Annotated in this window: 20 protein-coding genes; 12 read left to right on the forward strand and 8 right to left on the reverse strand. The window is 72.2% G+C overall.

Features of this window, described 5'->3' with window-relative positions; all coding sequences use genetic code 11:
- A partial coding sequence (locus tag ACR9ZG_RS09530) for a ThiF family adenylyltransferase (RefSeq protein ID WP_481284589.1) occupies positions 1 to 1,103 on the reverse strand: 1,103 nt, incomplete at its 3' end.
- Positions 1,104 to 1,128: 25 nt separating this feature from the next.
- On the reverse strand, positions 1,129 to 2,676 hold the full coding sequence (locus ACR9ZG_RS09535; RefSeq protein ID WP_481284590.1) for a molybdopterin-dependent oxidoreductase: 1,548 nt from the start codon (positions 2,674 to 2,676) through the stop codon (positions 1,129 to 1,131).
- A 139-nt stretch (positions 2,677 to 2,815) separates the two neighbouring features.
- On the opposite strand from ACR9ZG_RS09535, the gene ACR9ZG_RS09540 reads away from it, so the two are divergent.
- The 4 genes from ACR9ZG_RS09540 to ACR9ZG_RS09555 all read left to right on the forward strand — a co-directional run bounded on the left by ACR9ZG_RS09540 (position 2,816) and on the right by ACR9ZG_RS09555 (position 7,361).
- The gene (locus ACR9ZG_RS09540) at positions 2,816 to 3,043 is read left to right on the forward strand and encodes a hypothetical protein (protein ID WP_481284591.1); all 228 of its coding nucleotides are present in this window, start codon (positions 2,816 to 2,818) and stop codon (positions 3,041 to 3,043) included.
- A gap of 69 nt (positions 3,044 to 3,112) precedes the next feature.
- Positions 3,113 to 5,677 (forward strand): DEAD/DEAH box helicase, encoded by a 2,565-nt coding sequence (locus ACR9ZG_RS09545; protein WP_481284592.1) that lies wholly within the window; start codon positions 3,113 to 3,115, stop codon positions 5,675 to 5,677.
- A gap of 149 nt (positions 5,678 to 5,826) precedes the next feature.
- Positions 5,827 to 7,032 carry an inorganic phosphate transporter gene (locus ACR9ZG_RS09550; protein WP_481284593.1) on the forward strand — a complete coding sequence of 402 codons (1,206 nt, stop codon included), beginning with the start codon at positions 5,827 to 5,829 and terminating at the stop codon, positions 7,030 to 7,032.
- Positions 7,029 to 7,361, forward strand: a complete 333-nt coding sequence (locus tag ACR9ZG_RS09555) for a peptidase (protein WP_481284594.1) — start codon at positions 7,029 to 7,031, stop codon at positions 7,359 to 7,361. Before ACR9ZG_RS09550 ends, ACR9ZG_RS09555 begins: the two co-directional genes overlap by 4 nt.
- Before the next feature lie 127 nt (positions 7,362 to 7,488).
- Here the strand turns inward: ACR9ZG_RS09555 and ACR9ZG_RS09560 are convergent, their stop codons facing one another.
- Positions 7,489 to 8,766 (reverse strand): uracil-xanthine permease family protein, encoded by a 1,278-nt coding sequence (locus ACR9ZG_RS09560; protein WP_481284595.1) that lies wholly within the window; start codon positions 8,764 to 8,766, stop codon positions 7,489 to 7,491.
- A 112-nt stretch (positions 8,767 to 8,878) separates the two neighbouring features.
- On the opposite strand from ACR9ZG_RS09560, the gene ACR9ZG_RS09565 reads away from it, so the two are divergent.
- From ACR9ZG_RS09565 to ACR9ZG_RS09585, 5 genes are all read left to right on the forward strand, one after another.
- The gene (locus ACR9ZG_RS09565; RefSeq protein WP_481284607.1) at positions 8,879 to 10,330 is read left to right on the forward strand and encodes an NCS2 family permease; all 1,452 of its coding nucleotides are present in this window, start codon (positions 8,879 to 8,881) and stop codon (positions 10,328 to 10,330) included.
- A gap of 105 nt (positions 10,331 to 10,435) precedes the next feature.
- Positions 10,436 to 10,723 carry a hypothetical protein gene (locus ACR9ZG_RS09570; protein ID WP_481284596.1) on the forward strand — a complete coding sequence of 96 codons (288 nt, stop codon included), beginning with the start codon at positions 10,436 to 10,438 and terminating at the stop codon, positions 10,721 to 10,723.
- A 35-nt stretch (positions 10,724 to 10,758) separates the two neighbouring features.
- On the forward strand, positions 10,759 to 11,442 hold the full coding sequence (gene trmB, locus ACR9ZG_RS09575) for a tRNA (guanosine(46)-N7)-methyltransferase TrmB (RefSeq protein WP_481284597.1): 684 nt from the start codon (positions 10,759 to 10,761) through the stop codon (positions 11,440 to 11,442).
- 25 nt (positions 11,443 to 11,467) lie between these two features.
- Positions 11,468 to 12,910: an aldehyde dehydrogenase family protein gene (locus tag ACR9ZG_RS09580; protein ID WP_481284598.1), complete on the forward strand. Its 1,443-nt coding sequence runs from the start codon at positions 11,468 to 11,470 to the stop codon at positions 12,908 to 12,910.
- Between the two features lie 223 nt (positions 12,911 to 13,133).
- Positions 13,134 to 14,588, forward strand: coding sequence for an aspartate ammonia-lyase (locus ACR9ZG_RS09585; RefSeq protein ID WP_481284608.1), 1,455 nt, complete (start codon positions 13,134 to 13,136; stop codon positions 14,586 to 14,588).
- Positions 14,589 to 14,639: 51 nt separating this feature from the next.
- On the opposite strand, the gene ACR9ZG_RS09590 is transcribed toward ACR9ZG_RS09585, so the two are convergent.
- The 4 genes from ACR9ZG_RS09590 to ACR9ZG_RS09605 all read right to left on the reverse strand — a co-directional run bounded on the left by ACR9ZG_RS09590 (position 14,640) and on the right by ACR9ZG_RS09605 (position 18,878).
- Positions 14,640 to 15,548, reverse strand: coding sequence for an alpha/beta fold hydrolase (locus ACR9ZG_RS09590; protein WP_481284599.1), 909 nt, complete (start codon positions 15,546 to 15,548; stop codon positions 14,640 to 14,642).
- 56 nt (positions 15,549 to 15,604) lie between these two features.
- Complete coding sequence (locus ACR9ZG_RS09595; protein WP_481284600.1) at positions 15,605 to 16,480, reverse strand: fumarylacetoacetate hydrolase family protein; 876 nt, start codon at positions 16,478 to 16,480, stop codon at positions 15,605 to 15,607.
- 103 nt (positions 16,481 to 16,583) lie between these two features.
- Complete coding sequence (locus tag ACR9ZG_RS09600; RefSeq protein ID WP_481284601.1) at positions 16,584 to 17,348, reverse strand: glycosyltransferase family 2 protein; 765 nt, start codon at positions 17,346 to 17,348, stop codon at positions 16,584 to 16,586.
- A 9-nt stretch (positions 17,349 to 17,357) separates the two neighbouring features.
- The gene (locus ACR9ZG_RS09605; RefSeq protein ID WP_481284602.1) at positions 17,358 to 18,878 is read right to left on the reverse strand and encodes a DNA-3-methyladenine glycosylase 2 family protein; all 1,521 of its coding nucleotides are present in this window, start codon (positions 18,876 to 18,878) and stop codon (positions 17,358 to 17,360) included.
- A gap of 74 nt (positions 18,879 to 18,952) precedes the next feature.
- Between ACR9ZG_RS09605 and ACR9ZG_RS09610 the strand changes: the two genes are divergently transcribed.
- On the forward strand, positions 18,953 to 20,347 hold the full coding sequence (locus ACR9ZG_RS09610; protein WP_481284603.1) for an FAD-binding oxidoreductase: 1,395 nt from the start codon (positions 18,953 to 18,955) through the stop codon (positions 20,345 to 20,347).
- Between the two features lie 191 nt (positions 20,348 to 20,538).
- A complete protein-coding gene (locus tag ACR9ZG_RS09615; protein ID WP_481284604.1) occupies positions 20,539 to 20,913 on the forward strand; it encodes an FKBP-type peptidyl-prolyl cis-trans isomerase in 375 nt (124 codons plus the stop codon).
- A gap of 109 nt (positions 20,914 to 21,022) precedes the next feature.
- Here ACR9ZG_RS09615 and ACR9ZG_RS09620 read toward each other — a convergent pair whose 3' ends face one another.
- The gene (locus ACR9ZG_RS09620; protein WP_481284605.1) at positions 21,023 to 21,478 is read right to left on the reverse strand and encodes a carboxymuconolactone decarboxylase family protein; all 456 of its coding nucleotides are present in this window, start codon (positions 21,476 to 21,478) and stop codon (positions 21,023 to 21,025) included.
- A gap of 81 nt (positions 21,479 to 21,559) precedes the next feature.
- On the opposite strand from ACR9ZG_RS09620, the gene pdxR reads away from it, so the two are divergent.
- On the forward strand, positions 21,560 to 23,042 hold a 1,483-nt coding region (pdxR, locus tag ACR9ZG_RS09625), incomplete at its 3' end, for a MocR-like pyridoxine biosynthesis transcription factor PdxR (RefSeq protein ID WP_481284606.1).

Raw genomic sequence — 23,042 nt, forward strand, 5'->3', positions numbered from 1 at the left:
TCGCGGGACCAGGCGTCGATCCCGCCGGCGAGGACCAGGCCGGGGGCGCCGGCGGCCGCGAGCAGCTCGCGCGCCGTCTCGGCGCGGGGGCCGTGGTGGCAGACGATCACGAGCGGGTCGTCGCCGAGACGGGCGGCGAGTCCCGCGGCGTCGCGCTGCACCACGCCGAGCGGGACCAACAGCGAGCCGGGGATGGCCGCGACGTCGGCCTCCCACGGCTCCCGCACGTCGAGCAGCGTGTGCGGCTCGCCCGCCGCCAGCCGCGCGTGCAGCTCGGTGGGGGAGACCGTGGCCGAGACGCCGCAGAACAGGTCGTAGTCGATGAGCCCGGTGACGGGCTCGCCCTGCGGGTCGCGCTCGTAGGCGAGCTCGCGGAAGGTCCCGCGCAGCGCGTCGTGGACCACGACGCGGCCGAGCAGCGGCTCCCCGGTGCCGGTGACGAGCTTGATCGCCTCGCTGACCATGAGGCTGCCGATGGTGGCGCACTCGGACGGCAGCGCGCCCGCCTCCGCACAGCTCGGCACGCTCCCCGGCTCGGGAGGCTGCGGGAACAAGTCGCGGTAGTGCGGCCCGTGCGCGGCCCAGCTCAGCCCGGCCTGTCCGCCGGTCTGGTGCACGGCGCCCCACACCACAGGGAGACACGCGAGCAGGGCCGCGTCGTTGACCAGGTAGCGGGTCGGGAAGTTGTCGCTGCCGTCGAGCACGAGGTCGAAGCCGCCGAGGATGCGCTCGGCGTTCGCCGCGGTCAGCCGCTCGGCGAAGACGCGCACCTCGGTGTCGGCATCGAGCGCGCTCACCGCGTCGGCGGCCGACTCCACCTTGGGCCGGCCGAGGTCGGCGGGGGTGTGGATGTTCTGCCGCGGCAGGTTGCTCGGCTCCACCCGGTCGTCGTCGACGATGCCGATCGTCCCGAACCCGGCGGAGGCGAGCAGCGGGAGCACCGCGGAGCCGAGCCCGCCGGCGCCGACCACGAGCACCCTTGCGGCGCGCAGGCGGCGCTGGGCGGTCATGCCGAAGCCGGGCAGCTGCGCGGTGCGGGCGTAGCGGGCCTCGCGTTCGGGCGAGAGCTCCGGTGCCGGGTCGACGAGCGGCGGGAGGGACATGATCCCAGCGTAATCCGGCCGCGCGTCAGACGACCGTGACGCCCACGCTGTGCAGCCCGGTGGCGCCGTCGGGGACCACGCCCTGCTGCTTCGTGACCTGCAGCTTCCCGTTCGCATCCGTCGCCCGCACGCGGATGGTGTGCGCGCCCGGCTCGGCGTCCCAGGCGTACCGCCACTGCCGCCACGTGTCGGCCGAGATGGCGTCGGCGAGCGTCGCCTCCCGCCACGGTCCGCCGTCGATCTGCACGTGCACCGCCGAGACGCCGACGTGCTGCGACCAGGCGACGCCCGCGACGGCGACGGTCCCCGCCTTCACCTGGCGTCCGGCGGCCGGCACGTCGATGCGCGACGACAGCTTGACCGGGCCGCGCTCGGCCCAGCCGTGGTCGGTCCAGTACGACGTGACCTCGTCGAACCGCGTCACCTCGAGCGACACCACCCACTTGGTGGCGGAGACGTAGCCGTACAGCCCCGGCACCACCATCCGCACCGGATAGCCGTGTTCGAGCGGCAGCGGCGCGCCGTTCATCCCCACCGCGAGGATCGCGTCGCGCTCGTCGGTGAGCGCCTCCAACGGCGTGCTCGCGGTCCAGCCGTCCTGGCTGCGCGAGAGCACCATGTCGGCGTCGGGATGCGGCTTCGCGCGGGCGAGGAGGTGGCGGATCGGGTAGCCCAGCCAGACCGCGTTGCCGATCAGGTCGCCGCCCACCTCGTTGGAGACGCAGGTCAGCGTGGTCACGGACTCCTCCAGCGGCAGGGCGAGCAGCTCGGCGAACGTGAGCTCGACCTCCTGCTCGACCATGCCGGTGATCCGGAGCCGCCAGTCCTGCGGCTGGATCCCCGGGATCTGCAGCGCGGTGTCGATGCGATAGAAGTCGGCGTTCGGCGTGACGATCGGCGACAGCCCCGCGATGTCGAAGGAGGCGCCCGCGGGGACCGGGGGCGCGGTGACGGTCGGCGACGGGAGGTGGAAGGAGGCCCGCGCGGCCGCTGCGGCCCGGTACCCGGTCGCGACCACTTGGCCGACGACGGCGGCGAGCGCGCCCGCGGCGGCCGTGGCGGCGGTCGCGCCGACGAACCGGCGCCGGCTGACCGCGCCGAGCGGAGCCACGCGCGTCGGCTCGGTGCCGCGCCCGAGCCGGATCAGCCAGCCGAGCAGCAGGATGCCGACGACCGCCGCGACCGCGGACGGCACCGCGTCGACGATGCCCGCGCCCGAGCGGGTCAGCGCCGCGAGCACCCCGACGGCCCCGCCCACACCGATGAGCACCCGGCCCCAGGGCGGGAGGCGCCGCTCCAGCATCCCTGCCGCCGCTCCTCCCCCCAGCAGCACGGCCGCGAGCACGACGACGAGGAACGCCTTGTCGCCGGTGCCGAAGACGGCGATGACGCCTTCCTTCAGCCACGGCGGGGCGAAGTCGATGACGAGCGCGCCGACGACGAGCACCGGGCTGCCGTTCTGCACCACGAACGCACTCAGCAGCTCGGCCGCACCGACCCCGGCGACCACGCTCGCCGCACCGGCGGCGGCCGGTGGCCACCACCTCCGCCACCAGGAGTCCGTCGACCGCATGGCGGCAGCGTACGACGCGTGCCTGTGCGCGGGCAGCGTGTCGCCCGGCGTGCGAGAAGGCTGACTGCCTGGCAGGCATCGCAGCGGGCGGTGACGTGTATGTGAGTGTTAGATATGAGCGGTAGGAGGGGAGATCGGCTTGAAGCTGCGTCGATGGATCTGGTTCGTCTGTCCGATCTGGCTCACCATCCTCGTCGTGCTCTCGGTTCTCTTGCCCGACGGTGGCATCACCAACCCTGGGAACCTCTGCGCCATCGGCCTCTATGCGTCTTCGCTGCTCGGCATCGTCCCGCTGGGCTTCCTCGCGCGATGGCTGGAACGCGATCAGCAGGACTCGGACGCCTCGCATGACCGCGTGAGCCGATGAGTCCGCGGTGACTCCACCCTTCCGGCGCTGCGCACACCGCCCGCTCCGCCGTGGGAGGCTGGAGGCACCATGACCGACACCGCCTCCCGTCTCCGCGTCGACGACCTTCCCGGCTGGGCCGGAGCGGGGAGCGTCGGCGAGGATGCGGTGTACGAGGCCTTCGTCGGCTGGGCGGAGGCGGGCGGTCTCACGCTGTACCCCGCGCAGGACGAGTCGGTGATCGAGATCGTCGGCGGCGCGAACCTCATCCTCAGCACGCCGACCGGCACGGGCAAGTCGCTCGTCGCGGTGGGCGCGCACTTCGCCGCCCTGGCCCGCGGTGAGCGCAGCTTCTACACCGCGCCCATCAAGGCGCTCGTGTCGGAGAAGTTCTTCGCGCTGGTCGACATCTTCGGGGCCGAGAACGTCGGCATGATGACCGGCGACTCCGCCGTGAACGCCGACGCGCCGATCATCTGCTGCACGGCCGAGATCCTCGCCAACCTGGCACTTCGCCACGGGGAGGACTCGCCCGTGGGCCAGGTCGTGATGGACGAGTTCCACTTCTACGCCGACCCCGAGCGCGGCTGGGCGTGGCAGGTGCCGCTGCTGAGCCTCCCGCACGCGCAGTTCGTGCTCATGTCGGCGACGCTCGGCGACGTCACCGCGCTCGCCGACGACCTCAGCCGCCGTACCGGGCGTGCGACCGCGACGGTCACCGGCGTCGAGCGCCCGGTGCCGCTGCACTACTACTACGAGGTGACGCCCGTCCACGAGACGATCGAGGACCTCCTGCAGACCGGGCAGGCGCCCGTCTACGTCGTGCACTTCTCGCAGCTCGCGGCGCTGGAGCGGGCCCAATCGCTCTCGAGCGCCAAGATCGCCACCCGGGAGCAGCGGGAGGCGATCGCCGAGCTGATCGGCGGCTTCCGGTTCACGACCTCCTTCGGCAAGACGCTCTCCCGGCTGCTGCGCCAGGGCATCGGCGTGCACCACGCGGGGATGCTGCCCAAGTACCGCCGCCTGGTCGAGCAGCTCGCCCAGCGCGGAATGCTGCGCGTCATCTGCGGCACGGACACCCTCGGCGTCGGCATCAACGTCCCGATCCGCACGGTCCTCCTCACCGCCTTGACCAAGTTCGACGGCACCAGGATGCGGCAGCTCAACGCGCGCGAGTTCCACCAGATCGCCGGACGGGCCGGCCGCGCCGGCTACGACACCGCCGGCACCGTCGTCGCGCAGGCTCCCGAGCACGAGAGCGAGAACATCAAGGCGATCGAGAAGGCCGGCGACGACCCCAAGAAGCGCCGCAAGATCGTGCGCAAGAAGGCGCCGGAGGGCTTCGTCTCGTGGGGCGAGCCGTCGTTCCGCAAGCTCATCGAGGCCGAGCCGGAGACGCTGACCTCCTCGATGCAGATCACGAGCGCGATGCTCATCAACGTCATCGGCCGCGGCGGCGACGTCTACGGGCACGTGCGCGCCCTCGTCTTCGACAACCACGAGCCCTGGAAGCGGCAGCTCGCCCTCGCCCGCCGCGCGATCGAGCTGTACCGGTCGCTGCTGACCGCGGGGGTGGTGGAGAACGTGGGAGGCGACATCCGGCTCACCGTCGACCTCCAGCCCAACTTCGCCCTCAACCAGCCGCTGTCGCCGTTCGCGCTCGCCGCGTTCGAGCTGTTCGACCCGGAGTCGCCCGTCTACGCGCTCGACATCGTCTCGGTGGTGGAGGCGACCCTCGACGACCCGCGTCCGGTGCTGTCCGCGCAGCAGTTCCACGCCCGCGGCGAGGCCGTCGCGGCGATGAAGGCGGAGGGCGTCGAGTACGACGAGCGGATGGCGCTGCTCGAGGAGGTGACGCACCCCAAGCCGCACGACGTGCTGCTGCACGAGGCGTTCGCGACCTACGCGTCCAGCCAGCCCTGGGTCGCCGACTTCGAGCTGAGCCCGAAGTCGGTCGTCCGCGACCTGTACGAGCGCGCCATGACGTTCGGCGAGTTCATCGCCTTCTACAAGCTCGCCCGCTCCGAGGGCGTCGTGCTGCGGTACCTGTCCGACGCGTACCGGGCGCTCAACCAGACCGTGCCGCTGGAGGCGCGGACGGAGGACCTCCGCGACATCATCGAATGGCTCGGCGAGCTGGTGCGCCAGGTCGACTCCAGCCTCCTGGACGAGTGGGAGGAGCTGGTGCACCCCGACGCCGCCCGGCACGCCGCCGAGTCGGCCGAGCTCGCGCCTCCCGCACCGCGCAACGTCACCACCAACCGCCGCGCCTTCTTCGTGCTCGTGCGCAACGAGCTGTTCCGCCGCGTCCAGCTCGCCGCCCTCGACCGCATCGAGGAGCTGGGGGCGCTGGAGGCGGAGGCCGCCGCGCTCGCCGGGGGAGCGGCTCCCTCGTTCACGGGAGCCCAGTGGGACGACGCGCTGGAGGCGTACTACGCCGAGCACGACGAGATCCTCACCGACGCCTCCGCCCGCTCCGCCGCCCTCATCGCGGTCGACGAGTCGGACGCCGCGAAGGGCGTCTGGCGGGTCAGGCAGACCATCGCCGACCCGGAGGGCGACCACGACTGGGGCATCGCCGCCGAGGTGCTGCTGGAGGATTCCGCCCGCGAGGGCGTCGCCGTGCTGCGCGTCACGGCGGTCGACCGGCTGTGATCCGCGCCGACCGGCAGGAGGGATTTCGCGCCCCGCCGACCGGCATGCGATCATCTTCTCGGCTGGTTGACAGCACTACTGCCCTTGCATGAACTCCCGATGAATGATTGCGTCGGGAGGACCTGCTCCCCACATCCGGAAAGAGATCGGTGGACCTCAGCCTCATCGTCGTGCTGGTCATCGTGCTGGCTCTCTTCTTCGACTTCACGAACGGCTTCCACGACACGGCCAACGCGATGGCGACGCCCATCGCGACCGGTGCGATGCGGCCGAAAGTCGCGGTCGCGCTCGCCGCGGTGCTCAACCTGATCGGCGCCTTCCTGTCGACGGAGGTGGCCAAGACCATCTCGGGCGGCATCATCCGCGAGGGCGACGGCGGTGTGCAGATCACGCCCGAGCTGATCTTCGCCGGCCTGATGGGCGCCATCGTCTGGAACATGGTGACCTGGCTGTTCGGCCTTCCGTCCTCCTCCAGCCACGCGCTGTTCGGCGGGCTGATCGGCGCGACGATCGTCGGCGTCGGCGTCGGTGCCGTCGACTTCGTCGTCGTGCTCGACAAGGTCGTCCTCCCGGCGATCATCGCTCCGGTCACCGCGGGCGTCGTCGCGTACAGCGCGACGAAGCTCGCCTACTGGATCACCCGGCGGCCCGACGGCTGGCCCAACGGCCGCGGCGGCTTCCGCTACGGCCAGATCTTCTCCTCGTCGCTGGTCGCCCTCTCGCACGGCACCAACGACGCCCAGAAGACCATGGGCGTCATCACGCTCACCCTCATCTCGGTCGGCGCCCAGCCGGCCGGCAGCGGCCCGGAGGTGTGGGTCGTCTTCGCGTGCGCACTCGCCATCGCACTGGGCACGTACTCGGGCGGCTGGCGCATCATCCGCACGCTCGGCCGCGGCCTGACCGAGGTGAAGCCGGCGCAGGGCTTCGCGGCCGAGACCGGCACGGCGGCCACGATCCTCGCCTCCAGCCACCTGGGCTTCGCGCTGTCGACCACGCAGGTCGCCTCGGGCTCCGTCATCGGCTCCGGCCTCGGCCGGCGCGGCTCGAAGGTGCGCTGGGGCACGGCCGGCCGGATCGGCATCGGCTGGCTGCTGACCCTCCCCGCCGCGGGCATCGTCGGCGCCGTCGCCGCCCTCATCGCCGGGATCGGCCCGGTGGGCGTCGCGATCGTGACCGTCGTCGGCGTCGCCGTGATCGTCCTCATCTTCTGGCTGTCCAGCCGCAACCGCGTGCACGCGGCGAACGCCATCAAGCCGGTGCCGGTCCAGGGCCGCAGCGAGGTGGCCGCGTCCGGCCACGCGGTCGAGATCGACAAGCGCCGCAAGAAGGAGCCCACCAGGAGGAGCTCGTGATCGACTGGGGCGCGTTCTTCATCGTCTTCGGCGCGGCCCTGCTCGCGACCTGCGTCGTCGTGAGCCTCTACGCGCTCGGGACACGTCTGCTCTCGGTCGCCGGCCGCGTGCCGGTCGTCGAGCCGGTCGAGTTCACCGACGCCATCACCGTCATGACGCCCGAGCAGCTCAGGCGCGCGCAGCGCCGGGCAGAGAGGGCGGCCAAGAAGAGCCCGCTGACGGATGGTCAGAAGCGCGCGGCGCTGACCGGCGCATACGCGTGCTTCACGGCCTGCGGCTTGGCGGTCCTGTACGGGCTGTACCTGATCATCCCGTACTTCCACGGCTGACCCGGCGCCCTTCCCCTCCGGCTGTCGCCTTCGGCTGACACCACCGGCTGCATCCGGTTGACGCGACACGCCGCCCGGGCCGGTGCCCGGACGGCGTGTCGTGACAAACGGGTGGTGCCCCGGCGGGTCAGGCGGTGCCGCGCACCCGGCTGATCGCATTCATCACGTGGTAGACGACGATCGCGGCGATGGCGCCGAGCGCGATGCCGTTGAAGGTCAGCTGGCCGAGGTTGAGCGTGAAGTCGCCGATGCCGATGATGAGGGCGGTCGCGGCCGTGAACTGGTTCGTCGGCCGCGAGAAGTCGACCTTGTTGTCGAGCCAGATCTTCACGCCGATGATGCCGATCAGGCCGTACAGCGCGGTGGTGACGCCGCCCAGCACGCCGGCCGGGATGGTGTTGATGATCGCGCCGACCTTGGGGGAGAGGCCGAGCAGCACCGCGACGATGCCGGCGACCCAGTACGCGGCCGTCGAGTAGACGCGGGTGGCGGCCATGACGCCGATGTTCTCGCCGTACGTGGTCGTGCCGGAGCCGCCGAAGAAGCCCGCGATGGTCGTCGCGACGCCGTCGGCGAGCAGCGCGCGGCCCGTCACGCGGTTCACCGACGGGTCGGTGAGCTGGGCGACGCCGCGGATGTGGCCCACGTTCTCGGCGATCAGCACGAGCACGACGGGGAGGAACGCGGGCAGGATGCCCCAGGTGGCGGCGGGCGCCGTGAAGGGGTTCGCCGGGAGGGTGAACTGCGGCAGGCCGATCCACGCGGCCTTGGCGACCGCCGAGAAGTCGACCTCGCCGACGATCACCGCGAAGACGTAGCCGACGACGACGCCGAGGAAGATCGACAGCCTCCCGAGCATCCCCCGGAACAGCACGGTGCAGAGGATGACCGCGGCCAGCGTCACGAGCGCGGTCACCGGCGCCTGCACGAAGTTGTTCTTCGCGGCGGGCGCCAGGTTGAAGCCGATCAGCGCCACGATCGCGCCGGCCACGACCGGCGGCATGAGCGCGTCGATCCAGCCGGTGCCTGTCGCGATCACGATGGCGCCGACGATGAGCAGCAGGAGGCCGGTGACGACGATCCCGAACAGCGCCGACGGCATCCCCTCGGCCTTGGTCGCCGCGACGATCGGCACGATGAAGGCGAACGACGACCCGAGGTAGCTGGGCAGCCGGTTGCCGGTGATGACGAGGAAGAGCAGCGTCCCGACGCCCGAGAACAGCAGCGTCGTCGCCGGCGGGAACCCGGTCAGCACCGGGACGAGGAAGGTCGCGCCGAACATCGCCACCACGTGCTGCGCACCGATGCCGATCGTCCGCGGCCAGGAGAGCCGCTCGCCAGGGAGCACGATGTCGCGCGCCCCCACCGTCGTTCCGTCGCCGTGCAGCTTCCAGGGCAGGGCCATGCGCGTCCTTCGCTCGTGAGAATGGGAATTAGGCTTGACTGCGGCGCGTCGCGCCTGCGAATCCGCTCCGAGTGTTCAGAGCACGTTCATCGAGATATTACGGGAGATCACCATTTCCGCTTCGACCACCGCGCCCGCGCCGACCGCCAAGGGACGCCTCGACCGGTTCTTCGAGATCACGAAACGCGGCAGCACCTGGGGCACGGAGGTGCGCGGCGGTGTCCTGACCTTCGTGACCATGGCGTACATCGTCATCCTCAACCCGATCATCCTGGGCTCCGGTCCCGACGTCGCCGGCAACACCCTGCCGCAGGCGCAGGTCGCCGCCGTGACCGCGCTGAGCGCGGGTGTGATGACCCTGCTCTTCGGGCTGATCGCGCGCCTGCCGTTCGCGTTCGCCGCCGGCCTCGGGATCAACTCGTTCCTCGCCGTCAACGTGGTCCAGGTGCTCACCTGGCCGGAGGCGATGGGTCTCGTCGTCATCAACGGCCTCATCATCGTCCTGCTGTCGGCGACCGGCCTGCGCAAGCTGATCTTCAACGCGGTCCCGGCGCAGCTCAAGACGGCGATCACGGTCGGCATCGGCCTCTTCATCGCCTTCATCGGCTTCGTCGACAGCGGCTTCGTCCGCTCCACGAACGCCTCGTCGCCGCCCGTGCAGCTCGGCGAGGCCGGCTCCATCGCGACCGTGCCGACGCTCATCTTCCTCGTCGCCCTCGTGATCATGGGCGTGCTGATGGCCCGCAAGGTCAAGGGCGCGCTGCTGATCGGCATCGTGGCCGCGACGGTCATCGCGATCGTGGTGGAGGCCATCTGGCACGTCGGTCCGTCGCTGGGCGGCAAGAACCCCGGCGGCTGGAACCTCACCGTGCCGCAGCTGCCGACCTCGCTGGTCGCCCTCCCGAACCTCAGCCTCGTCGGCCAGGTCGACCTGATCGGCGCCTTCGGCCGCATCGGCGCGCTGGCCGCCATCATGCTGATCTTCACGCTCGTCTTCACCAACTTCTTCGACGCGATGGGCTCGATGACCGGGCTCGCGCGCTCCGCCGGGCTGGCGAACGAGGACGGCACCTTCCCGCGCCTGCAGCCCGCGCTGATCGTGGAGGGTGTGGGCGCCGTGGTCGGCGGTGCCACCTCCTCCTCGTCCAACACCGTGTTCGTCGAGTCGGCGTCCGGCATCGGCGAGGGTGCGCGGACCGGCTTCGCGAGCGTCGTCACCGGCGCGCTGTTCCTGCTCGCGATGTTCTTCACCCCGCTGACGAACGTGGTCCCGCAGGAGGTCGCTGCGGCCGCGCTCGTCATCGTCGGTGCGCTGATGGTGGTGCAGATCCGGCACATCGACTTCAGCGAGTTCTCGGTCGTGCTGCCGGTGTTCCTCACGATCATCGTCATGCCGCTGACCTACTCGATCGCCAACGGCATCGGCGTCGGCTTCATCAGCTGGGTGCTCGTCCGCTCGCTGTCCGGCAAGGCGCGCGAGATCAGCCCGCTGCTCTGGGTGGTCGCCGCCGGCTTCCTCATCTACTTCGCCCGCGGCCCGATCGAGACGCTGCTGGGCCAGTAGCACGCCGGCGGCAGCCGGCCGCGCGGCCGGTGTCGGGGTGACCCCTGATCCGAATCGGGGGTTATCCGGATACCGGCCGCGCGCCGCCACCGGTTGACTGTTCTCATGACCACCAGCACCCCGTACACCAGCACCGCTCCCGTCCGCACGCTCAGCGTCACCAGCTTCGTCTTCGGACTGGCGTCCATCGTCTTCGGCTGGACCTTCGTCGCCCCGATCGCCGGCCTCGTGCTCGGCGTGATCGCGCTGCGCCGCGAGCCGCTCGGCCGCACCTTCGCGATCTGGGGCATCGTCCTCAACGCCGTCATGCTCGCGGGCGTGATCGTCGGGCTCATCGCCGCGGCCGTCGGCGCGGGCATCGGGCTCGCCTTCCTGCCGCTCGCCTTCCTCTGAGCCGGGCCGCCCATCCCTCCTGCGAGAATGGAGGGATGGAACCGACCCCTCTCGTCCGCCCCCGCAGCTTCGTCGTCCGCGGCCGCAAGACCGAGGCGCAGCAGCGCGCGATCGACGAGCTCTGGCCGAGCTTCGGCCTGGAGTTCACCGGCCATGAGCTCGACCTCGACGCCGCCTTCGGCCGCCGGGCGCCGCGCGTGGTCGAGATCGGCTTCGGCAATGGCGAGAACCTGCTCACCCTGGCCGAGCGGCACCCCGACCGCGACTTCGTCGGCATCGAGGTGCACGGCGCGGGCATCGGCCGCGTGCTCGGCGCCATGCGCGACCGCGGGCTGACGAACATCCGCGTCGTCCGCCACGACGCCGTCGAGGTGTTCGAGACGGGCCTGGCGCCGGCGAGCATCGACGAGATCCTCATCTTCTTCCCCGACCCCTGGCCGAAGGCACGGCATCACCGGCGGCGGCTGATCCAGCCGGAGTTCGGGAGGCTGCTGGTGCGCGCGATCGCCCCGACCGGGGTGCTGCGGCTCGCCACCGACTGGGAGCCGTACGCCGAGCACATGATCGAGGTGCTCGACGCGGAGCCGCGGCTCGTGAACGCCGCAGGCGCCGACCGGTTCGTGCCCCGGCCGGAGGACCGCCCGGTCACGAAGTTCGAGCGCCGCGGAGAGCGCCTCGGCCACGCGATCTTCGACCTGGAGTACCGCCCGCGGCCGTGATCCGGCCTGCCCCTAGGATGGCGGCATGACCACGGCCTCCTCCGGGAACGCACCCTCCGGAATCGCACCTTCTGGGAACGCACCTTCTGGGATCGCGCAGACCGTCGACGCCCTGCGCGCCGCCTTCGATCGCGGCGTCACCACCTCGCTCGCGTGGCGGCTCGGCCAGCTGCGCGCCCTGCGCCGGATGCTGACCGAGCGGGCGGGGGAGTTCGAGGAGGCGCTGCGCTCCGACCTCGCGAAGCACCCGACCGAGTCGCAGATCGCCGAGGTCGGCTTCGTCGTCGGCGAGCTCGACCACACGCTGCGCCGGCTGCGGCGCTTGCTGCGGCCGCGGCGGGTCCCTGTGCCCGGCGCTCTGCTGCCGGCCAGCGCCTCGACGATCCTGGAGCCGCTCGGCGTCGTGCTGATCATCGCGCCGTGGAACTATCCCGTCCAGCTGCTCCTCGCCCCGCTCGTCGGCGCCCTGGCCGCCGGTGACGCGGTCGTGCTGAAGCCCAGCGAGCTCGCGCCCGCGACCTCGGCCGCCATGGCCCGGCTCATCCCGCAGTACCTCGACCGGCGTGCGGTCGCGGTGGTCGAGGGCGGCGTGGAGCAGACGACCGAGCTGCTCGCGCAGCGCTTCGACCACATCTTCTACACGGGCAACGGCCGCGTCGGGCGGATCGTCGCGGCCGCCGCCGTCGAGCACCTCACGCCGGTCACCCTCGAGCTCGGCGGCAAGTCGCCCGTGTACGTCGACGACTCGGCCGACCTCGACGCCGTCGCCCATCGGCTCGCCTGGGGCAAGTTCATGAACGCCGGGCAGACCTGCGTCGCCCCCGACTACGTGCTCGCCACGCGCGGCGTCGCCGACCGGCTGGCGGCCCGGCTGGGTGAGGCCCTGCGCGAGCTGTACGGCGACCGCCCGGACCAGAGCCCCGCGTACGGGCGGATCGTGAACGACCGGCAGTTCGAGCGGCTCACCGGCCTGCTCGGCTCCGGCGATGTCGCGGTCGGCGGCGAGCACGACGCCGGGACCCGCTACCTCGCGCCGACGGTCCTGACCGACGTGCCGCTCGACTCCCCGGTGATGCAGGAGGAGATCTTCGGCCCCATCCTGCCGATCGTGACGGTCGACGGGCCGGAGGAGGCGATCCGCATCATCCGCGCGGGCGACAAGCCGCTCGCCCTCTACGTCTTCACCGAGCGCGCGGCCGTGCGCCGCCGCTTCCTGACCAGGACCAGCTCGGGAGCGATCGGCTTCGGCGTGCCCGCCGCGCACCTCGGCGTCGCCGGGCTGCCGTTCGGCGGCGTGGGCGCGAGCGGGTCCGGCGCTTACCACGGCGAGCGGTCGCTGCGGACGTTCAGCCACGAGAAGGCCGTGCTGCGCAAGCCGCTCGCCCCCGACACCCTGCGGCTGATCTACCCGCCGTACACCGAGGGCAAGGACTGGTTCGCGCGCCGGCTGCTGCGCAAGCTGGGCTGAGCCGCCGCCTCCACCCGCACTCGACACGGTGTCGAGCGGTGTCCGGGATGCCGGACAGCGCGTCCACCGCGGCCCCCGGTGCCCGGGGTATCGTCGGAATCAGCCGGCGGCCACGAACGGCCGGCCCCTTCTGCACGCCACCGCACAACGAGAGGCAACGGTGCCCACCGTGAGTTCCACCACTCCCATCCCGGTCGTCGACGCGTCGGAGAACGTGTCCGATGTGCCGCACGCCGAGCCGGACGGCCGGCCCGTCCGGGTCGAGACCGACTCGCTCGGCAGCCGTGAGATCCCCGCCGACGCGTACTGGGGCATCCACACCTCGCGCGCCATCGAGAACTTCCCGATCGCGAAGCGGCCCATCTCCGTCTACCCGGACCTCGTCGTCGCGCTCGCCAGCGTCAAGCAGGCCGCGGCCCGCGCGAACCACGAGATCGGCGTGCTGGAGGAGCACAAGGCCCAGCTGATCGACCGCGCGTGCCAGCGCATCATCGACGGCGGCTTCCACGACCAGTTCGTGGTCGGTGTGATGCAGGGAGGCGCGGGCACCTCCACGAACATGAACGCCAACGAGGTCATCGCGAACATCGCGCTCGAGCTCGACGGCCACCCCAAGGGCGACTACGCCCACCTGCACCCGATCGACGACGTCAACCGCAGCCAGAGCACCAACGACACGTATCCGACCGCGATCAAGATCGCGCTCACGTTCGCGCTGGAGCACCTGCTCGACGAGCTCGCCCTGCTGCGCGACTCGTTCCTCCGGAAGGGGGAGGAGTTCCGCCACATCCTCAAGGTCGGGCGCACCCAGCTGCAGGATGCCGTGCCGATGACCCTCGGCCAGGAGTTCCACGGCTTCGCGACGACGCTCACCGAGGACCACGCCCGGCTCACCGAGACCAAGTGGCTGCTCGCCGAGATCAACCTCGGCGCGACCGCGATCGGCACCGGCATCACCGCCGACCCCGGCTACGCGGCGGCCGCGGTCAAGCACCTCAACGCCATCACCGGCCTCAACCTCGAGACCGCGCCCGACCTCATCGAGTCGACGAGCGATGCCGGCGCGTTCATGTCGTTCTCGGGCTCGCTCAAGCGCAGCGCCATCAAGCTCTCCAAGATCTGCAACGACCTGCGGCTGCTCTCCTCCGGCCCCCAGGCCGGACTCGGCGAGATCAACCTCCCGCCGCGTCAGGCCGGGTCGAGCATCATGCCGGGCAAGGTCAACCCGGTCATCCCGGAGGTCGTGAACCAGGTCGCCTTCTCGGTCGCCGGCGCCGACGTGACCGTGACCATGGCGGCGGAGGGCGGACAGCTCCAGCTGAACGCCTTCGAGCCGGTGATCGCGCACTCGCTGCTGCAGAGCATCACCTGGATGACGCAGGCGTTCCGCACCCTGCGCATCAACTGCGTCGACGGCATCACCGCGAACGAGGAGCGGCTGGGCGCGATGGTCGGCTCGTCGGTCGGCGTCATCACGGCGCTCACCCCGCACATCGGCTACGCGGCCGCGGCCGCCCTGGCCAAGTCAGCGCTGCTGACGGGCCGCAACGTGGCCGACCTCGTGGTGGAGGCCAAGCTGATGAGCCGCGCGGAGGTCACCCACCTGCTCTCGCCGGCCCGCCTCAGCGGCCTGGAGGCGATCACCACCGCCATCCCGATCACCCCGCCGGAGGAGTAGCCGCCCCGCTCTTCCGCGCCGTCAGGCGTCGTGCCGTCAGGCGTCGCGCTGTCAGGCGTCGGCGGTGCGGAAGAGCTGCAGCATGTCGCGGCCGAGCTGGTGCGGCGCGGTCTCGCACGGGCTGTGGCCGGTGCGGTAGACCGCCAGGCGAGCGCCGAGCACGCGCGCGTTCCTGGCGTGGAGGTACGTCGGCCACAGGTCGTGATCGCCGGTCGCGACGAGCACGGGGACGCCGCTCGCCGCCACCTGCGCGCGCACATCGGGCACCCGCTTCATGAGCCCGACGATGTCGTCGACGCTGGAGCGGCGGGTCAGGGCGAAGCGGGCGCGCACGAAGTCGAGCCGGTTCGGCGGAACGCGGTTCTTGTTGGTGACGATGCCCCAGATCATCAGGCCGCCCGCGAGGTGGCCGCCGGCGAACCAGCTGAGCGGTCCGATGATCCGCACCCCGCGGAAAGCCTGGCCCGGCTCCGGCGGCGAGGTCAGCAGCGTGAGGCTCCTGAACAGCTCGGGATGCCGGACGAGCGCCAGCTGCGAGAGGATCCCGGCGAACGAGTACCCGAGCACGTGCGCCGGCCCGCCGTCGCGCAGGAACGCCAGGAGGTCGGTGACGAGCAGCTCGTAGGTGTAGCGCCCTCCCTCGACCGGTCCGGCGTCCGCGGACTCGTACTGACCGGCGAGGTCGAAGCTCTGCACGTAGTACCCGCCCGCCACCAGGATGGGCGCGAGCAGGTAGAAGTCCTCCTTCGACCCCGTCACCCCCGGGACGAGGACCACGCGCGGGTCGGCGGGGTCACCCAGCGACGCCACGGCAAGCTCGCCGCTCGGCGCGCGGAAGCGCGAGAACACCGTGCCGACGGGCGCGATCGACCAGTCGATGTCGGGCAGCGCGGCGTCGAGGCGCGCAGCCTCGTCGTCGCCTCCTCCGGCCACTCCCGGCCGGCGCTCACCGATGGACACGTGCCTACGCTAGCCGACACGCCCGACCTTGGCAGTCGCCCGGCCGCCGCCGCGCGTCAGGTGACGCGGCAGTAGGTCGTCAGGTAGCCGATCCCGCCGATCGAGACGGTCACGGTCGAGCGGTCGCGCAGGAACACCGGGGGAGTGCGGGAGTAGCCGGCGCCGCCCGGGCTGCCGGTCGAGATGAGCGTGCCGGGCTGGATGGTCGCCGACCGCGACAGGAACTCGATGATCTCGGCGACCGAGCGGACCATGTCGGCCGTGGAGGCGTCCTGCAGGATGGCGCCGTCGACGTTCGTGGTCAGCCACAGATCCTGCGGGTCGGCGATCTCGTCGGCGGTGACGACGACAGGGCCGTTCGGGGTGAAGCCGTCGAACGACTTGCACCGCGACCACTGCGCCTCGGAGAACTGGAGGTCGCGCGCCGTGATGTCGTTGACGACCGTGTACCCGAAGACGTAGTCGAGCGCATCCTGAACCGACACGTTGCGGGCGGGCTTGCCGATGATCACGCCGAGCTCGGCCTCGTAGTCGACCTGGGTGGTGAGGTCCTCCGGCCAGGAGGTGGTGTGGCCGTGGCCGCACAGGGAGTTGGGCCACAGCGAGAACACGGTGGCCGCCTTCTCGCTGCGCAGCTTGAGCTCGGAGGCGTGGGCGGCGTAGTTGGCGCCGATCGCGATCACCTGCGGCGGCCGGAGCACGGCGGAGGCGTGCCGCAGCCCCTGCACCGGGGTGAGCCGGGCTCCGGCGGCGACGGCCCGGTCGGCGATGGCGCGAACATCGGCGAGGGCGTCCTCCCCGCGTTCGATGAGGTCTTGGAGGTCGCGCGGCGGCGCCTCCATCACCTCGTCGAGGAACAGCGCGCCGTCTCCGATGACGACGGCCAGTCGCGAGGGTGCGTCGGGGCCGGTGCTGAGGTGCGAGAATCTCACCCCTTCAGGCTATCGGGGATGCGGCGACGACGGAAAGCGCGGCGGAATCACCGAATCGCGACGGAAACCGTGGCGCAGGCGACGGATTCCGTCGCGCGCGCGGTCAGGCCAGCGCGTCCGGTGCCTGTGCCGCGTGCTCCTGCCGCCAGCGCCGCCGGGCGAGGCGCCGCCGCCACGGCGACTCCTCCGGCAGGTGCATCCGGAGCGTCGTGTACGCCCAGCCCAGCCGGCGGCCGAATCCGCGCCAGGTGGAGAACGGGCGGGCCGAGATCCCGACCGTCAACAGCTCGTCGTAGCGGACGACCACGCCGTAGTCGAGGTGGAAGGACAGGTCGAGGTCGTCGTGCACCGACCGGATGCCGCTGTGCACCCGGCCGCGCACGTCGCGCCAGACCTCGCGGCGCATGGCGAAGTTGGAGCCGAAGACCGGAGGGTTCCCCAGCCACAGCTCCATCGACCAGAAGTAGCCGCCGATGTAGAGGACCTGCCCGAGGCCGGCGACCAGCGGGTTGCCGTCGTAGAAGACGCCGGGGCCGGTGAGGACGCCGACCTCCGGCGACGCGACCAGCTCCGCCTCGATGTGCAGCAGCCAGTCGGCGGGAGGCCGGGAGTCGGCGTCGAGGCGCGCGATGATGTCGCCGGTCGCCGCGTCGTAGCCCGTCGCAGCGGCGGACCAGATGCCGCGGACCGGCTGCTCGATCACCCGTGCCCCGGCCGCGCGCGCGACGGCCGCCGTGTCGTCGGTGCTGCCGTTGTCGACGACGATGATCTCGTCCGCCGGCCGCAGCTGGGCGTCGAGGGCGGCGAGGCACTGGGCGAGCATCTCCGCGTCGTCGAGCGCGGGGACGACGACGCTGATGGACGGCACAGGGTTACATTACGCCGCCCAGAGGTGCATCCCGGCGTAGCTGCGCCATGGCGCCCACACCGCGCCGCGCGCCGCGAGCGCCTTGGGGTCGGAAGGCAGCCCCAGCCGCGCGGCGCCCTGCCGCAGCGCGAGGTCGCCGGTGAGCAGCACGTCCGGGCTGCCGAGTACGCGCATCGCCACGTAGCCCGCCGTCCACGGGCCGATGCCGGGGAGCGCGAGCAGGCGCGCCTCCAGCTCGTCCCGCGACTCGCCGACGTCGATGCTGAGCGAGCCGTCGGCCAGCGCCGTCGCGACGCCCACGATCGCGTCGATGCGGCGGGCAGGGCCGCGCAGCACCTCCCGCCCGCGTTCGGCGATGGCCGCCGCGGCGGGGAACAGTCGGGTGAAGCCGCCGAGGTCGATCGGCTCGCCCAGCGCGGCCGTCAGCCGCGCCAGCGCGGTGCGGGCCGCCGCGACCGACACCTGCTGCCCGATGAGTGCGCGGAACAGCACCTCCTCCGCATCCACGGCACCCGGCACGCGCAGGCCGGGGGAGGCGGCGACGCTCGGGGCGAGCGCCGGGTCGGCGGCGAGGGCGGTGTCGATGGCGTCGGCGTCGGCGTCGAGGTCGAGCAGCCTCCTGACCCGGGCGACCAGGGGAGCGAGGTCCGCCACGTCCGCAAGGGTCGCGTCGCACTGCACGGCCGGGGCCTGAGGCGTTCCGGTGAGCGTGAGCCGCACGACGGCCGGGCCGTGCGGGAGGCGCAGGGCGCGGCTGTAGGAGGAGGTGCCGTCCGCCACCTCCACGCCGTCGATCGAGCGCGCGGCGAGGAAGGCGAACAGCGCGGCGCCGTCGAAGGGCGCGCGGGCGGGCAGCCGCAGGCTCAGCGTCGCGCCTCCGCCCTCGGCGTGCGAGCCGGCCGGGCGGCTGCGCGCCGCCTGCCGGATCGCGCCGGGCGTCATGCGATAGATCTCGGCCATCGTCTCGTTGAACTGCCGCACGCTCGAGAATCCGGCCGCGAAGGCGACATCGGTGATCGGGAGGTCCGTCCCGGTGAGCAGGAGCCGCGCGGTCTGCGCCCGGTGCGCGCGGGCGAGCGCCAGCGGTCCCGCCCCCAGTTCGGCGGTCAGCACCCGCCCGAGGTGACGCGGCGTGTAGCCGAGGCGGCGCGCGAGGCCGGGCACGCCCTCCCGCTCGACCGTGCCGTCGGCGATCAGCCGCATGGCCCGCGCCGCGAGGTCGTCACGCACGTTCCACTCGGGCGAGCCGGGGACCGCGTCCGGCAGGCAGCGCTTGCACGCGCGCAGCCCCGCCTCGTGCGCGGCGGCCGCCGTGAGGTAGAAGGTCACGTTGCCTGGCTTGGGCGCGACCGCCGGGCAGCTCGGCCGGCAGTAGATGCCGGTCGAGTGCACGCCGGTGATGAACTGCCCGTCGAACCGCGCGTCCCGGGCGCTCATCGCACGGTAGCGCTCGGCGAAGACGGGATCGGCGAGACGGTCGTCGAGGCGGGCGTCCCGGCGCGCTGCCGGGCCGGCGGAGGTCGTGGTCATTCCTCCAGCGTGGCACCGGCGCCCGACATCCGATAGCGGAAAACGGACATGGGCGCGTTCGCTAGCCTGAACGCATGGACCTCCTCGACTGGCTGGCCGCGGCCCTCGGCGACGACGCCGTCGCGGCCGGCGTGCTCACGACCGATCCCGCCCTGCTCGACGCCGTCCGCACCGACCGCTCCGGCTGGACGGCCGAGGGCCGCCCGGTCGCCCTCGTCAACGCCACGCGTGTGGAGCACGTGCAGGCGACCATGCGCGCCGCGAGCGAGTTCCGCGTCCCCGTGGTCCCGCGCGGCGCGGGAACCGGTCTCGCCGGCGGCGCGAACGGCACAGACGGCGCGATCGTGCTCTCGGTCGCCGGCATGGACCGCATCCTCGAGATCTCGGCCGAGGACCAGCTCGCGGTGGTCGAGCCCGGCGTCGTCAACAGCGACCTCAACGACGCCCTGCTCCCGTACGGCCTGTTCTTCGCGCCGGATCCGGCCAGCAGGGCCATCTCGACCGTCGGCGGCAACATCGCCACGAATGCCGGCGGGCTGCTCTGCGCCAAGTACGGCGTGACGAGGGAGGCGGTGCTCGGCCTCGACATCGTCCTCGCCGACGGGCGCCTCATCTCCACCGGCCACCGCACGGTCAAGGGCGTCACCGGGTACGACCTGACCGCGCTGTTCACGGGGTCCGAGGGCACGCTCGGCGTCATTGTGGGCGCGACCGTGCGGCTCGTGCCGCTGCCCGCCGGCGAGCCGACGACGCTGGGAGCGATCTTCCCGGACGTCCGCAGCGCCGCCGGCGCCTCCGCCCGGATCACCGCCGCGCACCTGCGGCCGGCCGTGATGGAGCTGATGGACGGCCCGTCGCTCGCGCGCATCTCCGAGCACCTGGGTGCCGAGACCATCGCCGCCGCCTTCGGCACCACCGGCGCAGGCAGCTTCCTCCTCGTCCAGTTCGACGGGATCGGCTCGGCCGACGACGCCGCCGCGGCCGCCGCGCTCCTCGAGGAGGCGGGAGGCTCGGTGCGGGTCTCGCACGACGCCGACGAGGGCGAGCGCCTGCTCGCCATCCGCCGCGCCTTCCACCCGGCCCTCGCCGCCTCCGGCGAGGTGCTCATCGAGGACGTCGCGGTGCCCCGCTCCCGCCTGCCCGAGATGTTCGACGCGATCGAGCGGATCTCGGAGCGCTACGGCATCCCCATCCCGACCGTCGCGCACGCGGGCGACGGCAACCTCCACCCGAACTTCGTGTTCGAGGGGGAGGAGGCCCCGCCGATCGTGTGGGAGGCCGCCGGCGAGCTGTTCCGCACCGCCGTCGAGCTGGGCGGAACGCTGACCGGCGAGCACGGTGTCGGCGTGCTCAAGCGGCGCTGGCTCGCCGATGAGCTGGGGCCCGACTCCTACGAGCTGCAGGTGAAGCTGAAGTCGGTGTTCGACCCGCTCGGCATCCTCAACCCCGGCAAGGTGTTCGGGAGGTAGCGGCGGCCGTTAAAAGACTCGACGCCCGGTGGTGCGGCGATGCCTGCAACGCTCCCGGGTCGTCGAGTTATGCATCAAGGGTGCACCCGCGGCGCCCGGATATCAAGACCCGATCCGGCAGCGGGTGCCCGCCGGGTGCGCGCACAGCGAACGGCTTTGACGGCGGAGGCCGCCGCGGGTTGGATGGACGCATGGCAGAGAACACCAACCAGAAGCCCGAGGTCGACGCGCCCGAGGGCCCGGCCCCCGAGACCCTCGAGATCGTCGACATCGTCGAAGGCACCGGCGACGAGGCGAAGCCCGGCGCCAAGGTCGACGTGCACTACCTCGGCGTCGAGTACGAGTCCGGCGAGGAGTTCGACTCCTCGTGGAGCCGCGGTCAGTCGATCAACTTCCCGCTGAACAACCTCATCAAGGGCTGGCAGGAGGGCATCCCGGGCATGAAGGTCGGCGGCCGCCGCAAGCTCACCGTGCCGCCCGCGCTCGCCTACGGCCCGGCCGGCGGCGGACACCCGCTCTCGGGCAAGACCCTGATCTTCGTGATCGACCTGCTCGGCGTGAGCTGAGCCTCCCGCACCTCCCCCGTCCCCACGATTTGCGCCACATCGCGGTTCGCGACGACGAAAGCGCTCCCTCGGCATGGCCGGGGGAGCGCTTTCGTCGTCCGGGCGTCCGCTAGAGCGCGGGCGGCTGCATGTGCGTCGGGATCGCGACGCGGTTCCAGATGTTGATCGTCCCGATCGCGAGGATGAGGTCCGAGAGCCCGCGGTCGCCGAACTCGTCGCGGGCGCGCTCGTAGAGGTCGTCCGGCACGCCGCCCTGGTGGATCAGCGTGACGGCCTCCGTCAGCTCGAGCGCGATCCGCTCCCGCTCGGTGAACCACGGCGACTCGCGCCACGCCGAGACCGCGAACACCTTGCGCAGCGGGTAGCCGCGGTTCTGCAGGTCGACCGAGTGCATGTCGACGCAGTACGTGCAGCCGTTGACCTGCGAGGCCCGCAGCTTGATGAGGTCGCCGAGGGGCTCCTCCACGTTCATCCCGACGTAGCCGTCGAGCTTGATGATGGCGCGGTACCCGTCGGGCGAGACGGAGGGGATCTGGATGCGGTCGCTGGTGGCGGTGTCTGTCATGACCTCCACGCTAGGAAGGACGGTGGACCGCTGTAAGGTCCAATCCGAGAGGTTCTCGGCGGACCAATCGGGAGGTGCGGGATGGATGTGCACGTGGTGGTCGGCGAGCGCGGCGACCGCGCCGACCGCATCTACCGGCAGCTGCGCGAGGCGGTGCTTGACGGGCGCCTGCGCCCGGGGGAGCGCGTCCCTCCGTCGCGGGAGCTGGCGGCCGACCTCGGCGTCGCGCGCTCGACGGTCACGACCGTCTACGACCGCCTGATCGCCGAGGGGTACCTCGTGGCCCGGCGCGGCGCCGGGACGTTCGCCGCCGCGATCGGTGCACGCGCCGCCGAGCGCACGCCCGAGCGGACCCCGGGGCGCACCGCAGAGCGCACCCCTGAGCGCACCTCCCACCCGCAGCGCAGCGGCTCCGCGCAGCCGGCCCCGTGGTGGCGCGCGGTGGACGACCCGCTGTGGCGTGAGCCGCTGCCGATCGCGTACGACTTCAGCGTCGGCTCGCCCGACCCGGCGCTGTTCCCGGCCGACGAGTGGAGGCGGAGCGTCACGGCCGCCCTGCGCGACCGCCGCTCGCGCTCGGCGCACTACGCCGACCCGGGCGGAGACGAACGGCTGCGCTCGGCCGTCGCGCGCCGGGTCGCACTCGCGCGCTCGGTGGACGCCGGTGCCGACGACGTGCTGATCACCAGTGGGGCGCAGCAGGCCTTCGACCTGATCGCGCGGGTCGTGCTCCAGCCGGGGGACGTCGTCGCGGTGGAGGATCCTGGCTATCCGCCGGTGCGGCAGCTCTTCGCGTCGCTCGGCGCCAGGGTGGTCCCGGTCCCGGTCGACGAGCACGGCCTCCGCGTCGACCTGCTGCCGCCCGCGCGGCTCGTGTACGTCACGCCGTCGCATCAGTTCCCGCTCGGCGGCGTCCTCCCGCTCGAGCGGCGCACCACACTGCTCGCCTGGGCCGACCGGCACGACGCCGTCGTCATCGAGGACGACTACGACAGCGAGTTCCGGTTCGCGTCCCGTCCGCTCGATCCGCTGCACCGCGTGGACGACAGTGGGCGCGTCGTCTACGTCGGCACCTTCTCGAAGACCATGCTGCCCTCGCTCCGGGTCGGGTTCGTCGTCGCGCCGCCGTCGCTCCTCCCGGCCCTCCGCGCCGCCAAGCGGCTGACCGACTGGCACACCGAGTCGCTGACGCAGGCCGCGCTGGCGCGGTTCGTCGACAACGGCGGCTTCGCCCGGCATCTGCGGCACGCGACGAAGGCGTATGCCGCCCGGCACGCCTCCATCGCCCAGCAGGCGGGGGAGCGGCTCGGGGAGTGGCTGCACGTCGTGCCGTCGGTCGCCGGGCTGCACCTCGCCCTCCTCCCGCGGGACGGCGTCGCCCTCGACTCCCGCCGAGTCGCCGAGCGCGCCGCGGTGGCGGGCGTCGTCGTGCAGCCGTTGCCGCGGTTCTGCGTCGGCGAGCAGCGGGAGGGGCTCCTGCTCGGCTTCGGGGCGGTGCCCGCCGCCGATGTGCCGGACGGCCTCCGCCTCCTCGCCGACGCTCTCTCCCGCGAGCAGCCCGCCC

The organism is Leifsonia sp. KNZ12-8B (genome assembly GCF_056755495.1).

Bases quoted from the DNA above. Each gene is read 5' to 3' on its own strand.
- ACR9ZG_RS09610 (WP_481284603.1), top strand. From the start codon at position 18,953: ATGGACCTCCTCGACTGGCTGGCCGCGGCCCTCGGCGACGACGCCGTC.
- ACR9ZG_RS09605 (WP_481284602.1), bottom strand. From the start codon at position 18,878: ATGACCACGACCTCCGCCGGCCCGGCAGCGCGCCGGGACGCCCGCCTC.
- ACR9ZG_RS09580 (WP_481284598.1), top strand. From the start codon at position 11,468: ATGACCACGGCCTCCTCCGGGAACGCACCCTCCGGAATCGCACCTTCT.
- ACR9ZG_RS09535 (WP_481284590.1), bottom strand. From the start codon at position 2,676: ATGCGGTCGACGGACTCCTGGTGGCGGAGGTGGTGGCCACCGGCCGCC.
- ACR9ZG_RS09545 (WP_481284592.1), top strand. From the start codon at position 3,113: ATGACCGACACCGCCTCCCGTCTCCGCGTCGACGACCTTCCCGGCTGG.
- ACR9ZG_RS09615 (WP_481284604.1), top strand. From the start codon at position 20,539: ATGGCAGAGAACACCAACCAGAAGCCCGAGGTCGACGCGCCCGAGGGC.
- ACR9ZG_RS09570 (WP_481284596.1), top strand. From the start codon at position 10,436: ATGACCACCAGCACCCCGTACACCAGCACCGCTCCCGTCCGCACGCTC.
- ACR9ZG_RS09620 (WP_481284605.1), bottom strand. From the start codon at position 21,478: ATGACAGACACCGCCACCAGCGACCGCATCCAGATCCCCTCCGTCTCG.
- trmB (WP_481284597.1), top strand. From the start codon at position 10,759: ATGGAACCGACCCCTCTCGTCCGCCCCCGCAGCTTCGTCGTCCGCGGC.
- ACR9ZG_RS09560 (WP_481284595.1), bottom strand. From the start codon at position 8,766: ATGGCCCTGCCCTGGAAGCTGCACGGCGACGGAACGACGGTGGGGGCG.